General features: G+C 71.3%; 14 protein-coding genes and 1 riboswitch. Of the genes, 4 read left to right on the top strand and 10 right to left on the bottom strand.

Translation table 11 applies throughout. The features are described from left to right. The first annotated feature begins 56 nt into the window (after positions 1-56). On the top strand, positions 57-1,280 hold the full coding sequence (galK, locus tag GPA03_RS12280; protein WP_241681270.1) for a galactokinase: 1,224 nt from the start codon (positions 57-59) through the stop codon (positions 1,278-1,280). Here galK and GPA03_RS12275 read toward each other — a convergent pair. From GPA03_RS12275 to GPA03_RS12265, 3 genes are read right to left on the bottom strand one after another with little or no spacing between them, the layout of a single operon-like run. Then, positions 1,240-2,067: an exodeoxyribonuclease III gene (locus tag GPA03_RS12275; RefSeq protein WP_156252297.1), complete on the bottom strand. Its 828-nt coding sequence runs from the start codon at positions 2,065-2,067 to the stop codon at positions 1,240-1,242. The two genes, galK and GPA03_RS12275, sit on opposite strands and share 41 nt — an antisense overlap. Continuing rightward, on the bottom strand, positions 2,057-2,599 hold the full coding sequence (locus GPA03_RS12270) for a TetR/AcrR family transcriptional regulator (RefSeq protein WP_156252296.1): 543 nt from the start codon (positions 2,597-2,599) through the stop codon (positions 2,057-2,059). The genes GPA03_RS12275 and GPA03_RS12270 overlap by 11 nt, the downstream gene beginning before the upstream one ends. 56 nt (positions 2,600-2,655) lie before the next feature. Next, positions 2,656-4,887: an MMPL family transporter gene (locus tag GPA03_RS12265; protein ID WP_338325733.1), complete on the bottom strand. Its 2,232-nt coding sequence runs from the start codon at positions 4,885-4,887 to the stop codon at positions 2,656-2,658. A 56-nt stretch (positions 4,888-4,943) separates the two neighbouring features. On the opposite strand from GPA03_RS12265, the gene GPA03_RS12260 reads away from it, so the two are divergent. Both GPA03_RS12260 and GPA03_RS12255 read left to right on the top strand, forming a co-directional pair. After that, entirely contained in the window at positions 4,944-5,387 is a 444-nt protein-coding gene (locus GPA03_RS12260) for a MarR family winged helix-turn-helix transcriptional regulator (RefSeq protein WP_241681269.1), read from the top strand. Between the two features lie 33 nt (positions 5,388-5,420). After that, positions 5,421-6,197: a DinB family protein gene (locus GPA03_RS12255; protein ID WP_241681268.1), complete on the top strand. Its 777-nt coding sequence runs from the start codon at positions 5,421-5,423 to the stop codon at positions 6,195-6,197. Positions 6,198-6,473: 276 nt separating this feature from the next. On the opposite strand, the gene GPA03_RS12250 is transcribed toward GPA03_RS12255, so the two are convergent. The 3 genes from GPA03_RS12250 to GPA03_RS12240 form a co-directional block, all read right to left on the bottom strand. Then, on the bottom strand, positions 6,474-7,334 hold the full coding sequence (locus tag GPA03_RS12250; RefSeq protein WP_156252294.1) for a bifunctional 5,10-methylenetetrahydrofolate dehydrogenase/5,10-methenyltetrahydrofolate cyclohydrolase: 861 nt from the start codon (positions 7,332-7,334) through the stop codon (positions 6,474-6,476). Continuing rightward, positions 7,331-8,614: a serine hydroxymethyltransferase gene (glyA, locus tag GPA03_RS12245; protein WP_156252293.1), complete on the bottom strand. Its 1,284-nt coding sequence runs from the start codon at positions 8,612-8,614 to the stop codon at positions 7,331-7,333. Before glyA ends, GPA03_RS12250 begins: the two co-directional genes overlap by 4 nt. A gap of 38 nt (positions 8,615-8,652) precedes the next feature. Next, positions 8,653-8,740, bottom strand: a riboswitch (ZMP/ZTP riboswitch). 96 nt (positions 8,741-8,836) lie between these two features. After that, positions 8,837-9,376, bottom strand: a complete 540-nt coding sequence (locus GPA03_RS12240) for a GNAT family N-acetyltransferase (RefSeq protein WP_156252292.1) — start codon at positions 9,374-9,376, stop codon at positions 8,837-8,839. A gap of 76 nt (positions 9,377-9,452) precedes the next feature. Between GPA03_RS12240 and purU the strand changes: the two genes are divergently transcribed. Next, a complete protein-coding gene (gene purU, locus GPA03_RS12235) occupies positions 9,453-10,310 on the top strand; it encodes a formyltetrahydrofolate deformylase (protein ID WP_241681267.1) in 858 nt (285 codons plus the stop codon). A 47-nt stretch (positions 10,311-10,357) separates the two neighbouring features. On the opposite strand, the gene GPA03_RS12230 is transcribed toward purU, so the two are convergent. The 4 genes from GPA03_RS12230 to GPA03_RS12215 all read right to left on the bottom strand — a co-directional run bounded on the left by GPA03_RS12230 (position 10,358) and on the right by GPA03_RS12215 (position 14,684). Beyond that, positions 10,358-11,821 carry an aldehyde dehydrogenase (NADP(+)) gene (locus GPA03_RS12230; RefSeq protein WP_241681266.1) on the bottom strand — a complete coding sequence of 488 codons (1,464 nt, stop codon included), beginning with the start codon at positions 11,819-11,821 and terminating at the stop codon, positions 10,358-10,360. 37 nt (positions 11,822-11,858) lie between these two features. Beyond that, on the bottom strand, positions 11,859-12,470 hold the full coding sequence (locus GPA03_RS12225; protein ID WP_156252290.1) for a hypothetical protein: 612 nt from the start codon (positions 12,468-12,470) through the stop codon (positions 11,859-11,861). A 164-nt stretch (positions 12,471-12,634) separates the two neighbouring features. After that, entirely contained in the window at positions 12,635-13,624 is a 990-nt protein-coding gene (locus GPA03_RS12220) for a malate dehydrogenase (protein WP_156252289.1), read from the bottom strand. Between the two features lie 187 nt (positions 13,625-13,811). After that, complete coding sequence (locus GPA03_RS12215; RefSeq protein WP_162458355.1) at positions 13,812-14,684, bottom strand: endonuclease domain-containing protein; 873 nt, start codon at positions 14,682-14,684, stop codon at positions 13,812-13,814. Positions 14,685-14,748 lie beyond the last annotated feature (64 nt).

Genomic DNA, 14,748 nt, shown 5'->3' with positions numbered 1-14,748 from the left:
CCCGCTCCTCGGACGCCGTGGTGCCCGGCATCTGCCAGAACGGCCACAATGGACCCGTGCCTTACACCGATCAGCCCACGCCCGAGCTCGTCGACTCCTGGTCCGCTGCCGATGGCGCCGCCCGTGCAAGCAGCACGTTCACCGAGGTCTTCGGCGAGCGACCCGACGGCGTCTGGTTCGCCCCCGGGCGCGTCAACCTCATCGGGGAGCACACCGACTACAACGGCGGTCTCGCGCTCCCGATCGCACTCCCCCACCGCACCTTCGCCGCCTTCCGTCGCCGGGACGACGACGTCGTGCGCCTGGTCTCGGGTCGGGAGTCGACGCCGTGGGAGGGTCGGCTCGCCGACGTCGCTCCCGGTGCTGTCGAGGGCTGGGCTGCGTACGTGGTCGGCGTCGCATGGGCGCTGCAGCAGGCGGGGCAGCCGGTCACCGGGTTCGACGCCGCTGTCGAGTCCTGCGTCCCCTACGGCGCGGGCCTCAGCTCCTCTGCCGCGCTCGAGGGCTCGATCGCGGTCCCGCTGGCCGAGCACCCCGACTGGGTGGGCTCCGGCGTCGACACCGATGAGGCACGCGCCCTGCTCGTCGAGGCGTGCATCCGGGCCGAGAACGAGATCGCCGGCGCCAACACGGGCGGCATGGACCAGTCCGCGTCGCTGCGCTGCCGTGAGGGGCACGCCCTGCTGCTCGACTGCCGCAACGGCAGCGTCGAGCACCTCCCGTTCGACCTGCCGGCCGCCGGCCTGGAGCTGCTGGTCATCGACACCCGCGCGCCGCACGCGCACGCCGACGGTCAATATGCGCAGCGCCGCGCCACCTGCGAGGCGGCCGCCGCCTCACTGGGGGTCGAGACCCTTCGCGAGATCGATCTCGCCGACCTCGACGTCACCCTCCCCCGCCTCGAGGACGATGTCGCCCGGGCTCGGGTGCGGCACGTCGTCACCGAGATCGACCGGGTCCGCGGCTTCGTGGCCCTGCTCTCGGCCGGGAAGGTGCGCGAGGTCGGCCCGCTGATGGACGCCTCGCACACCTCGCTGCGTGACGACTACGAGGTCTCCTGCGCCGAGCTCGACCTGGCGGTCGAGGCCGCACGTGCCGCTGGCGCCCTCGGTGCCCGCATGACCGGCGGCGGGTTCGGCGGCTCGGCCATCGCCCTGATCGAGGCGGGTCAGGGGCACGCGGTGAGCACCGCCGTCGTGCAGGCCTTCCACGATGCCGGGCACGCCGAGCCCGCTTTCCTCATCGCGACGCCCGGCGGCCCAGCGGGTCGCGCTGGCTGAGCACAGCCCTCACGGGGGCGTGGTCCGACCAGCGACCCTCATAGCCGGGCGCGCGGTCGACCGTGACCTCACGCACGGACGGCGCGAGCGCGGCCGAGCACCACAGGTAGTCGATGCGCCACCCCGCGTCGTTGTCGTACGCGCGGCCGCGCCAGGACCACCAGGTGTAGGGCCCCTCGACATCACCGGCGTAGGTGCGCGCGGCGTCGACCCAGCCGAGCTCGCGCCAGCGCGTCAGGTACGCCTGCTCCTGCGGCAGGAAGCCCGACTTGCCACGGTTGCCCTTCCAGTTCTTGATGTCCCGCTCGTCGTGGGCCACGTTGAGGTCGCCGCCCAGCACCGCACGGCCCTCGGCCAGCTCGGCCAGCCTCGCGGTAGCTCGTTCGAGGAAGGCGAGCTTGACCGCCATCGACGGCGTGCGCGCGGTCGCGGTGTGGACATAGGTCGAGATCACGGTGAGGGTCTCGCCGTCGGGCATGAGGAGATCGGACTCGACCCAGCGACCCACGCTCTCGGTCGGTTCCCCGGGCAGCCCGAGCCGCACTGCCTGGAACGCGAGCCTGGAGGCGATCGCCACGCCGGCGCGCCCGGCGGTCGGAGCCTCGTGGTGCACGAGGTGCCAGTCGGGCCCGAGATGCTCGGTGAGGATCGAGCTGGGTGCGCGGACCTCCTGCAGCAGCAGCACGTCGGGCTGGCTCGCCGTCAGCCAAGCGGGCATCCCGCGCCGGAACGCCGCGCGGATCCCGTTGACGTTGACGGTGGCGACGGTGAGCGGCTCAGACCCCACGGATCAAGGTGAGGGCGTGACAGGCGACCTCGTCTCGGTCGAGCTCGGTGCCCTTGCCGCCGGTGTCGAGGATCGCTTGGTAGATGACGCCCTCGGTGTAGGCGAGCAGCGCTCGGGTCAGGGCGTCCGGGTTGGCGTGCCCCAGGTTCGCGACGCCGAGCTTCAGCCAGGCTCGCAGCGTCCCGCCGAGGCGCTCGGGGAACACGAGCGTCAGCGCGAAGCGAGCACGGGCGCGCGTGATCGCGGACGGCCGGCACTGACGCACCGCGAACTCGGCGAGCGCAGCAGCGAGACCGACGTCGTCGATCTTCTTGAACCCGCGGTGGATCTCCGTGAGCGTGGCCTGGTCCACCTCCTGCAGCCGCTCCATCGTGCCCACCAGCAGCGAGCGGCGGGTGCGGAAGTAGTTGGAGGTGCTCCCGTCCGGCACCTCCAGGCGACGGTCGATCCCGCGGTGGGTGAGCCCCCTCGTGCCGCTCTCTCCCACGATGGCGAGGGCGGCGTCGAGCATCCGCGTACGGCGATCCGGCATGGATGGAGCGTACGCGGATCGCCGGTCCGCGGCACCTCCGGCCATCGTGCCGGCGCTCATCCCTGGGACGAGGCCTCGTCACGCGGGATGCGGCGCACCCAGGGCCACCAGACCGCGCGACCGATGTCGTGCACGAGGCCAGGCACCAGCAGCGATCGCACCACGAAGGTGTCGATGAGCACGCCGACCGCCACGATGAACGCGATCTGGAGCAGGAACAGCAGCGGGATGACACCGAGTGCCGAGAAGGTCGCCGCCAGCACCAGCCCGGCGGAGGTGATGACGCCGCCGGTGACCGCCAGTCCGCGGCGCACCCCCTCCCGGGTGCCGTGCTGCAACGACTCCTCGCGCACCCGGGTCATGAGGAAGATCGAGTAGTCGATGCCGAGCGCCACGAGGAACACGAACCCGTACAGCGGCACGGTGGCATCGGCGCCGGGCAGGTCGAGGACATGGTTGAACACGACCGCCGACAGGCCCATGGTCGCGGCGAACGAGACCACGTTGGCGACGAGCAGCAGCAGCGGCGCCACGATCGCCCGCAGCAGCAGCACGAGCATGAGGAAGATGACGATCAGCACGACCGGCACGATCGTGCGGAGGTCGCTGGCAGCTGTCTCCTGGGTGTCGAGCCGCTCCGCGGCCGCGCCACCGACCAGGCTGTCGGGCGCCGCGGCGTGGGCCGCCTCCCGCACGTCGGCAGCCACGCCGATCGCCTCCCGGCTCTCGGCACTCGCCTCGGTGACGACCTCGACCATCACGATCCCGTCGACGACGACCGGCTCGGCGGGTTCCTCGCTCGGTGGTCCGGCGGCGGCCTCGCCGGTGTATACGGCGGCGGAGGCGACGCCGTCGATCCCGTCCATCGCGTCGACCACCGCCGCGGCGGCGTCCTCGGCGACGAACACCTGGATCGGCTCGACCTGGCCGATCTCGAAGTGCGCGGCGAGCACCTCCTCGCCCGCGACAGCCTCGACCTCGCCCCGGAACACGTCGGATTCACCCGTGCCGTCGGCGCGCAACGTGGGAAGGAAGGCGGCGAGCGCGAGCAGCCCGAGCAGCGTGATGATCCAGACCGGGCGCGCCCGGCGGGTCACCGCATCGGCCACCCGCTGCCACAGACCGGGCTTCCCGGGCTCGTCGCCTGCGGCGCTGTAGTGCGGCACCCGCGGCCAGAAGACGACCCGGCTGCGCTGGCCCGCGAGCAGCAGGAGCGCCGGCAGGAAGGTGAGTGCGCCGAGGAATGCCGCGACGATCCCGATCGCCGCGACCGGGCCGAGGCTGGCGTTGGAGCCGAGGTCGGAGAGCATGAGGCACAGCAGCCCGGCGATCACGGTGCCGGCGCTCGCCGCGATCGGCTCGAGCGAGGCGCGCCAGGCAGCGCGCATCGCGGCACTCGGACGGCGGTGCCTCGTCAGCTCCTCGCGGTACCGGGCCACGAGCAGCAACGAGTAGTCGGTGGCCGCGCCGATCACGAGGATCGACAGGATTCCCTGGCTCTGGCCGTTGAGCTGGAGCACGTCGTTGCCTGCGAGCGGCTTCACCACGAGCGCGGCCAGGCACAGCGCGAACACGGAGGTGAAGATCACGGCGAACGGCAGCAGCGGCGAGCGGTAGACGATGACGAGGATGACCAGCACCACGACCAGCGCGACGAGCAGCAGCAGGCCGTCGATGCCGCCGAAGGCGGAGACGAGGTCGGCGACGTAGCCCGCAGGGCCGCTGACCCAGGCGGTCACGTCGACCCCCTCGAGCGCGGCGGGAGCCTCGGTACGGATGCTCTCGACGACGGCGACCGTCACGCGCTCCTCGTCGTCACCGATGAGCCGATCGGCCTGCGTGGCATCGATCGAGACGGGCAGCATGATCGCCTCGCCGTCCTCGGACGGCACGACCGCGACAGGGCCGGTGAGGACGTCCTCGACCACCTCGCCACCGGGCAGCTCGAGGCCGCCGATGCTCTCGGCGAAGGCCTGGATCGCGGCGATCTGCTCCTCGCCCAGGGCAGCGCCGTCGTCGGAGGTGATGACGACGAGACCGGGCAGCGAGGTGCCTTCGGTGAACTCGGCGGCGAGCTCGCCCGCACGCGTCGACTCGGCGTTGGCGGGCAGGAATGCAGCCGCATCGTTCTCCTGCACCTGCGAGAGCGTTCCCTGCGCCATCCCCCCGAACGCAGCGATCGCGAACCACCCGATGAGCGCGATGGAGACGACGAGCCAGCGCAGCGCACCGCGGCTGCGACGCGCCCCGCCCTCGCGGTGGTCGGGGGCCTCAGATTCACTCAGCACGCTGAGTATTTTGCACGGTTCCCCGCTTGCAGGCAACTCCCGGCACAATGCCTCAGGTGAGCACAGCGCAGTCACCCGATCGACACGGCGTCGACGTGGACCCCTCCCAGTGGCCGACCGGGCGGTTGCTGTCCGCAGCCGCGCGCCGCATGGAGAACGGCTGGAACGCCTACCTGGCGGGGTGGAACCTCAACCACGCCTCGCTGCCCGCGCTCGCGATCCTCATGGCCGGGCCGTTGTCGCAGCGGGAGCTGGCCGCCGCGCTCGGGGTGACCGAGCAGACGACGAGCCGGATCGTGGCAGGGCTCGAACGCCATGGGTACGTGACGCGTGAGCGGCACACCGACGACCGCCGGGTCAGGTTGCTGGCCGCCACACCGACCGGCCGGCGCGTGATGCAGGAGCTCGACGACGCGGGCTCGGTCGACTCGATCGTGCGGCACGAGCTCTCGCCGGACGACGAGGCCCGGTTGCGAGAGCTGCTGCTGCGGTTCCTGTGAACGGTGTCGGAGGGCCGTGACAGCATCGGTGGCATGCGAATCACTCTCGACATCGACCTCGATGCCCTCGGCGCCGAGCCGGCATCCGAAGCAGGGAGGATCCTGCGCTACTGGGCCGGCGCGCTGGGCCAGCTCGACCTGAGACAACCGGCATCGTTTCCCCTGATGGACTCGGGCTACCAGCAGGTGGGCAGCCTCGAGATCGAGAGCACAGACGCGCACGAGACACCCGGCGATGTCAAGAACCACCTTCACAACTATCTGTCGCGGCAGCACGAGGTGCTGATGTGGAAGCTGGATGGGGTCAGCGAGCGCGACGCGCGCTGGCCGATGACCCCGACCGGTACCAACCTGCTCGGGCTGCTGAAGCATGTCGCCACGGTCGAGGCGGAGTACTTCGGGCTCGTGTTCGACCGGCCGTTCCCGGAGGTCCTGCCGTGGGCAGCCGAGGATGCCGAGGACAACGCCGACATGTACGCCGGGCCGGAGGAGTCGGTGGCCTCGGTACGCGCCTTCGCGGAACGGGTGTGGGCGCACGCCGATGCGACGATCGACGCGCTCCCCCTCGACGCTCCAGGCCACGTGCCGTGGTGGGGCGACCGGGGCGACGTCACGCTCGCCCAGATCCTCGTGCACGTGACCGCCGAGGTCGCTCGGCACGCCGGCCACGCCGACATCGTGCGCGAGCTGATCGACGGCGCTGCGGGGCTGCGCGACGGCGGCTCGAACCTTCCCGAGCACGACGCCCGGTGGTGGGCCGAGTACGTCGAGCGACTCCAGCAGGTGGCCACCGACGCTGGCGCCCAGTAGCCGCGGAACCTCGACGACCGAGCGGGATGGTGCCGGCGGTTCACCGGATGGGTGTGCTGCCGGCGCGGGCGTCTGCCAGTCGCACCCCGTCGTCCCCCGGCGCGCCCAGCCCCGCGCAGGAAACTCGGAGCATCGGCCCGACGGCGTCCCGACAGATCTCCACGACGCTCATCATCGAGCTCTCGCCCTGCACGCCGCGAGAGAGTCTCCGATTACCTCGACCCGCAGCCGTGGGTCACGAGGGGTCGACGGGGGGGCTGGCAGCGGGATTGGCTGTCAGGCGGAGCGGCGGCGCTCTGCGGCGTCGACGGCGTTCTTGAAGAGCATCGCGATCGTGGTGGGGCCCACCCCGCCCACCCGGGGCGTGATGGCACCGGCGACCTCGGCGCACCGCTCGTCGACGTCGGGCAGCAGGCGCTTGCCCTCGTACCGGACTCCACCACCCACGACCGTGACCCCGGGCGTGAGGTGCTCGGGCTGCAGGATGCCGGGCACGCCCACGGCCGCGATGACGATCTCGGCACGGCGCGTGTAGTCGGCCCAGTTCGGCACACCGGTGTGGACCACCGTCACGGCCGCGTTGGCCGTGTCCCGCTTCTGCGAGATCAGCAGCGCGAGCGGGCGCCCGAGCGTGGTGCCGCGGCCCAGGATGACGACCTCACGGCCGGCCACGGGGATCTCGTGGTGGGCGAGCAGCGCCTCGATCCCGGCGGGCGTGCACGGTACGGGCCCGGGCATGCCCAACGCGAGGCGACCCATGTTGACCGGGTGGAGGCCGTCCACGTCCTTGTCCGGGTCGAGCTCGAGCAGCGCGGCGTCGAAGTCGATCTGCTTCGGCGTCGGGTGCTGGATGAGCACCGCGTCCACCTCGGCCGCATCGTTCATCTCGCGGATCGCTGCCAGCACATCGGCCTGGGTGGCGTCCTGCGGCAGGTGGATGTGCGGCGACGTGAGTCCCAGCTCCGCCGCCTTCCCCTGCTTCATCCGGATGTACCCGGCGCTCGCCGAGTCCTCACCCACGAGGATGGTGCCGAGGCCAGGCTGGTGCCCGGCCGCCGTCAGGGCTTCGATCCGAGGTCCGAGCGCTGCGAGGACAGCATCGGCGACCGGCTTGCCCGGGAGGAGACGGGCAGTCACTGCTGCAGGCCCTCGTACAGCGGGAACTCGTCGGTGAGCTTCTTGACCCGGGCGCGTGCCGCCTCGAGGTCGGCGCCCTGACCCTCGCGGAGCAGCCCGGCGATGATGTCCGCGACCTCGGTGAACTCGGCGTCGCCGAAGCCACGGCTTGCGAGCGCCGGGGTACCGATGCGAAGGCCGGAGGTGACCCGCGGCGGGCGAGGGTCGAACGGCACCGCGTTGCGGTTGACCGTGATGCCGGCACCGTGAAGGAGGTCTTCGGCCTGCTGACCGTCCAGCGGCGAGTTGCGCAGGTCGACCAGGACCAGGTGCACGTCGGTGCCGCCGGTCAGCACCGAGACGCCGGCCTCGGCCACCGCCGGGTCCATCAGCCGCTCGGCGATGATCTTGGCGCCGCTGAGGGTGCGCTGCTGCCGGTCCCTGAACTCCTCGCCGGCGGCTACCTTGAACGCGACAGCCTTGGCCGCGATCACGTGCATGAGCGGGCCGCCCTGCTGGCCCGGAAACACGGCCGAGTTGAGCTTCTTCTCCCAGGCCCCCGCGTCACGCGAGAGCAGCAGACCCGAACGAGGGCCACCGAGGGTCTTGTGCACGGTGGTCGAGACCACGTCCGAGTGCGGCACCGGCGAGGGGTGCAGCCCCGCGGCGACCAGCCCGGCGAAGTGCGCCATGTCGGTCCACAGCAGCGCGCCGACCTCGTCGGCGATCGAGCGGAACGCCTCGAAGTCGAGGTGGCGTGGGTAGGCGGACCAGCCGGCGATGATCACTTGCGGCCGGGCCTCGATCGCGGCGGCGCGCAGCGCGTCGTACTCCACCCGGTGGGTCTGCTCGTCGACGCCGTAGGCGTGGACCTCGTAGAGCTTGCCGGAGAAGTTGATCTTCATGCCGTGCGTCAGGTGGCCGCCGTGCGCGAGCGAGAGGCCGAGGATGCGGTCCCCCGGCTTGGCCATCGCGTGCAGCACCGCGGCGTTCGCCGTGGCACCGGAGTGCGGCTGCACGTTCGCGTACTCGGCGCCGAACAGCGACTTCGCCCGCTCGATCGCGAGGTTCTCCGCGATGTCGACCTGCTCGCAGCCGCCGTAGTAGCGCTTGCCGGGGTAGCCCTCGGCGTACTTGTTGGTGAGCACGCTGCCCTGGGCCTGGAGCACGGCGCGGGGCACGAAGTTCTCGCTGGCGATCATCTCCAGCGTGTCGCGCTGGCGGCCGAGCTCGCCTTCCAGGACGGCGGCGATCTCAGGATCGACGTCAGCGAGCGGTGCGTCGGGATGGGGGTGGCTCATGGCTCTTCCTCCGTGTGACTGGGCGGGTTTCCGTGGCGATCTGCGGCCCAGGCGGGCGACCTCAGATCAAGCGTGGAACCGTCGCTCCCCGGTGGTGCACCACCTTCGCCAGTCGCGACGCATCGAGCCTACCCTGCTCGGAGCCGTCCGGACCATGCCCGACGGCGGCGCTCACCTGGAGCGCTCGGGCTGCGGTGGCGATGGGCTACGAGAGGTGCCCGATCAGCTCGGCTCGGTGCCTTCGCCGTCGGCAGCGTCCTCATCGATCTGCTCGTCGACCTCGGCCTCGCCGAGGATCTTGCGCAGGTAGGCGTAGGTGAGGTCGCCGGCGTTCTGGTCGTACTGGTGCTCGAAGCCGTGCTTGGCGTAGAGGCTGAGGTTCTGCTTGGAGTCCTGGCCCGTGAAGACCCAGACCTCCTTGGTGTCCTCGGGCAGGTAGGTGAGCACCGACATCAGCAGCCTGGTGCCGATCCCCTGGCCCTGCAGGTCCGGAACCACGGCAAGGCGGCCGAGCAGCGCCCGGTCCTCCTCGAGGCCGACCCGCACGGACCCGATCATCCGTGTGCCCACCCAGGCACCCAGCGTGACCACGTCGGAGCGGGCGAGATCCTCCCGCAGCTCGTCGAGGGTCTGGGTCAGCGCGGGGATGTGCGGGTCGTCGTACAGCTGCGCCTCCGTGACGAAGGCAGCACGCCGCACCGTGAGCAGCTCCCCCGCATCGGCGTCCTCGACAACGTCGATCCTCAGCTCGGTCTCGGCCATGTTCATATCCTTCCACCTCCGGGCGGCAGCTGGGCCGATCAGCGCGCCGTGGCACGGATCGCCTACCCTCGGCCGGGTGACCAGCATCGATCCGACCCACTGGGTGCTCACCCTCTCTTGCCCCGACCGACCCGGCATCGTGCACGCCGTGACCGGCGCGCTCGCGGGCCTGGGTGGCAACATCACCGAGTCGCAGCAGTTCGGCGACCCGGACACCGGGCTGTTCTTCATGCGGGTGCAGGCCGAGTCGAGCGCGCCGCGCGAGCAGCTGGAGGGCGCGTTCGCTGCCGTGGCCGCGGAGTTCTCGATGACGTGGAGCCTCGACGAGGTCGCCCGCCCCGTGCGCACCCTCATCATGGTCTCGACGACGGCGCACTGCCTCACCGATCTGCTGTTCCGGCAGCGCTCGGGCCGCCTCCCGATCGAGATCGCGGGGGTGGTCTCCAACCACACCGACCTCGCGCCGATCGCCGAGTTCTATCACGTGCCGTTCCACCACGTGCCGGTCACCAAGGCCACCAAGGATGCGGCTGAGGACCAGCTGCTGGCGCTCGTGGACGAGCTCGACGTCGAGCTGGTCGTGATGGCCCGCTACATGCAGATCCTGTCCGACCGGGTGTGCACGGAGCTGGCCGGTCGGGTCATCAACATCCACCACTCGTTCCTGCCCTCGTTCAAGGGCGCACGGCCCTACGCGCAGGCGCATGATCGAGGGGTCAAGCTCATCGGGGCGACCGCCCACTACGCCACCGCGTCGCTCGACGAGGGCCCGATCATCGAGCAGGACGTGGAGCGGGTCAGCCACGCCGACGATGTCGACGAGCTGGTCGCCATCGGCCAGGACGTGGAGCGGCGGGTCCTGGCGCGCGCCGTACGGTGGCACGCCGAGCACCGCGTCCTCCTCGACGGCCACCGCACCGTCGTCTTCCGCTAGCCGGTCTCAACACGATCCCGGAGGTGTCCGGAATCGTGTCGAAACCGTCAGGGGCGGTGTTCCCAGACGCCGTCGACGCGGCGGGGCAGGTGCCAGGGGTTGTCGTCGCGTAGCGCCGGCGGCAGGAGCTCCTGCGGCACGTCCTGGTAGGCCACGGGCCGGCCGAAGCGCTGCACGGCAGCGGTGCCGACCGAGGTGCCCGCCGTGGTGGCGGCCGGGTAGGGGCCCCCGTGCTGCATCGCGTAGGTCACGGCGACGCCGGTGGGCCAGTCGTTCCACACCACGCGGCCGGCCACAGCGGAGAGGACGCCGACCAGCTCGGCCGAGACCTCCTCGCCCGGCTCGCCGTGCACGGTGGCGGTGAGCTGGCCGTCGAACGTGCCGGCGAGCGCGACCACGTCGGCAGGGTCCTGGTACTCGACCACGATCGAGACCGGGCCGAAGCACTCCTGGCGCAGCCGCTCGACCTCGGTGAACCGATCGATGTCGACGGCGAGCAGGCTGGGGGTGGGCGCATCGCCCGTGGACCCGTCCACCACGACGCGCACACCCTCCACGCCGCGCAGCTCCTCCAGGCCGCTGGCGTAGCCGGCGGCGATCCGCTCGTTGAGCATCGGCGCGGCCGGGACCGAGGCGAGCGCCTCTGCGGCGGCACCGATCACCTCCGAGCCCGCGGGCGTGAGCAGGATCCCTGGGTTCGTGCAGAACTGGCCCACGCCAAGCGAGAGCGAACCCGCGTAGCCGGCGCCGATCTCGGCACCACGCGCAGCCGACGCCGCCGGGGTCACCACGACCGGGTTGACGCTGCCGAGCTCACCGAAGAACGGGATCGGCTCGGGGCGGCCGGCGGCGAGGTCGAACAACGCCCGGCCGGCGCCGATCGACCCCGTGAACGCGCTGGCACGGATGGCCGGGTGCTTGATGAGCGCGATACCGGCGTCGAACCCGTGCACCAGCCCGAGCCCGCCGGGGGCCCCCGCCTCGGCGAGCGCTGCTGCCACGATCTCCGCGACGGCGACCGACAGCCTCGGGTGACCCGGGTGCGCCTTGACGACGACCGGGCAGCCCGCGGCGAGCGCCGCGGCGGTGTCACCGCCCGCCACGCTGAACGCGAACGGGAAGTTGCTGGCGGCGTACACCGCGACAGGCCCCAGGGGGACGGTCACGCGGCGCAAATCGGGCCGCGGTACCGGCTTCCAGTCGGGGTCGGCGTGGTCGATGACGACGTCCCAGACCGCACCGGACTCCGCCTCGGCAGCGAGCAGCTCCAGCTGGCCCGTGGTGCGGCTCAGCTCTCCGGACAGCCGGCCCTCGGGCAGGTGCGACTCCTCCTGCGCCAACGGCACCAGCACATCGCGCTGCGCCTCGAGCGCGCGGGCGGCCGCGCGCAGCCAGGCGCCACGCTCGCTCGGGCTCGCTACGGCCATCCGGCCCGCTGCCTCGGCGGCAGCCGCGACGATCGCGTCCAGCTCCTCGAGGGTGGTCTCGGCAGGGGTAATCGTGTCCGTCAAGACTGCTCCGTGGTTGATCGGCCGGCGCCGACGGCGGTTAGAAGCCGGGAGGGTTCTGCCCGGGAGGTGTGGTCCCAGGCGGCGTGAATCCCGGAGGGGCGCTCCCCTGACCGTAGCCGAGCTGCGCAGCCTCCGCCTTCTTGGCCTTGTTCATGTCGACGAGGCCGCGGATCGTCAGGATGATGCCGATCAGGACGAAGTACCAGGGCGCGAAGTAGCGGTCGCCAGGGCCGGCCGCCGAGTAGCTCACCACCCAGACCACGATCGCGACGACGAAGACGCCGATACCGATCAGCATGTTCCGCTTGCCGGACGCTCCCTGGTGCTGCGCCAGGGCTGCATGTGCGCTCCCAGGCGCCGTCGACCCGTACGCGCCCGCGGGCGCCGTGTACGGCGAGTTCGGCACCGAGGCCGAACCGTACGGCGTCGTCCCCTGATCGGCGGGGCTGCCGTGCGGCTGGTTCCCCGGCGTGCCGTAGGACTGGTCGCTCGGTGCGCCGTAGGCGGGGGCGGGCTGGGCTGCGTCATCGACCCAGTAGTTCCACCCTTCGGGAGCCGGCGGCCACGAGGGGTCCGGCTGCCAGTCGGAGGTGGGCACGAAGTCGGGCGGGACGTTCCATCCCGGAGGGGCGTTGAATCGCTGGGCCATGCCGCCAGGGTAGTGCCGCACAGTTCGTGCCGATCACGCCCGGCCGGTGGAGTTCTGCCCACGGGCGCCGCTTGCCGAACGGGCGAAAGCATGCCGGCGGGGGCGCGGACAGCCGCGCCCTGCGGTCACGCTTGCGCCCTTGGGGTCAGGTGGCGTGAACCTGCTCAGATCAGGCCGAGACCCTTGACCGCGTCGCGCTCCTCGCCGAGCTCGGCGACCGAGGCGTCGATCCGGCCGCGGGAGAACTCGTCGATCTCCAGGCCCTGGACGATCTCCCAGGCGCCGTTCACCGAGCGGGCCGGGAACGAGGAGATCAGACCCTCGGGAACGCCGTAGGAGCCGTCGGAGGTCAGTGCGACCGAGGTCCAGTCCCCCTCGGGGGTGCCGTTGACCCAGTCGTGGACGTGGTCGATCGCCGCGTTGGCGGCCGAGGCGGCGGAGGATGCGCCCCTGGCTTCGATGATGGCCGCGCCGCGCTTGGCCACGGTCGGGATGAACGTGTTCTCGAGCCAGTCCTGGTCATTCACGACCTCGGCCGCGGGCTTGCCGGCCACGGTGGCGTGGAAGATGTCCGGGTACTGGCTCGCGGAGTGGTTGCCCCAGATCGTGAGCTGCTTGATGTCGTTGACGCCTGTGCCGGTCTTTGCGGCGAGCTGCGACAGGGCGCGGTTGTGGTCGAGGCGGGTCATCGCGGTGAAGCGCTCGGCCGGGACGTCCGGCGCGTGCTGCTGCGCGATCAGCGCGTTGGTGTTGGCCGGGTTGCCGACCACGAGCACCCGGATGTCGTCAGCGGCGCCGGCGTTGATCGCCTCGCCCTGCGGCTTGAAGATGCCGCCGTTGGCCTCGAGCAGATCGGCGCGCTCCATGCCCGGGCCGCGCGGGCGGGCGCCCACGAGCAGGGCGACGTTGGTGCCCTCGAAGCCCGCTGCCGGGTTGTCGGCGATGTCGATGCCCGCGAGCAGCGGGAAGGCGCAGTCGTCGAGCTCCATGGCGGTGCCCTCGGCAGCCTTGACCGCCTGCGGAATCTCCAGGAGGCGCAGCTTCACGGGGGTGTCCGGGCCAAGCAGCTGCCCGGAGGCGATCCGGAACAGCAGCGCGTAGCCGATCTGACCGGCAGCGCCGGTGACGGTCACGGTGACGGGGGCGTTGCTCATGCGTGTGTCATCCCGTTCTCGGCTCGTGGGGCGTCATGCGCCAGCTCCCGAGCCGTTGAGGTCAGCCTGCTCTTGATGCCGCCCATCCTGCCACCTCCCGGAGCAGACCTTCCGCCGCGGAAGCGGAACGACGTTGACGCCAGGATCGCTGCCCAGGCTCAGAACAGGCGTCGGCGGCGCGCTGGCGTCAGAAACGTTCCAGGCGCTTCCGAAGCCGAGCAAGCTCGATGCCTGCCCGAACCTCGGCAAGCACCTGGTCCGGCTCCTCGACCAGTCGCCGATAGGTGAAGCGGAGCACCGTCCAGCGCCGCAGCACGAGGGCGTTCTGTCGCAGGCGATCACTCTCGAAGACATCAGCGCCGATATGGAACTGGCGGCCGTCGATCTCGATCACCAGCCGGATCGGCCAGAACGCGATGTCGAGGAAGTACCTGTGACCATCGAGCACGATGGGTCGGTTCGCCTTCCACCCGGTGATGCCGGCGGCGTGCAGAATCTTGTGCGACAGGCGCTCGGCGACCGACCAGGGTTCGGCGCGGGAGTCCATGAGCAACCGGCGGCGATCCCGGTTCCCCAGCCGACCGGGCGTCAACGCCAGCGCCGCCTCGAGATCCTGGATCCGGGCCATCTTGGCGCGCAGCACGTTGTCGATGGACTCCCCATCGGTGGCCACGGCGAGGTCGAGTGCCGTCATCGCCGGAGCCGTCAGCCGCGTCGCTCCTTGGTAGATCACCAGGTCGTGCGGGATCTCGCGTCGCACGAAACGGAAGCCGGACCGGCGCAGCGTGGAGTGCTGCGCGACCTCGATCGTCGCGGGCCTGAGCTCGCGCCAGAAGGTCAGGTGACCCGCGATCTCTCCGAGCAGCACAGAGTTGGGGCGCCACGCCGATACAGCAGCTGCGCGCCATGCGGGAACAGTCGCGACGTCTGTCCGCAGATGGACGCCCGGGAGGACCTGCACCAGCCCACCCGCGGCGACGTGTCGGGAGACCGTGGCAGGACTGACGATGCCTTCGCCGCGGCGGACCAAGGGCGGGAGCAGGATCTTGGGAGCAGCCATGTGCGCAGGCTCGCGACATCGTGGACGTCGCCGCTCACCGATCAGAGGGTGCTGTGGACGGCGG

Origin of the sequence: Pseudactinotalea terrae (genome assembly GCF_009733845.1) — a bacterium.
Taxonomy (GTDB): Bacteria; Actinomycetota; Actinomycetes; order Actinomycetales; family Beutenbergiaceae; genus Pseudactinotalea; species Pseudactinotalea terrae.
The sequence above is the reverse complement of the archived record's forward strand: the minus strand, read 5'-3'. Positions and strand labels throughout refer to the sequence as shown.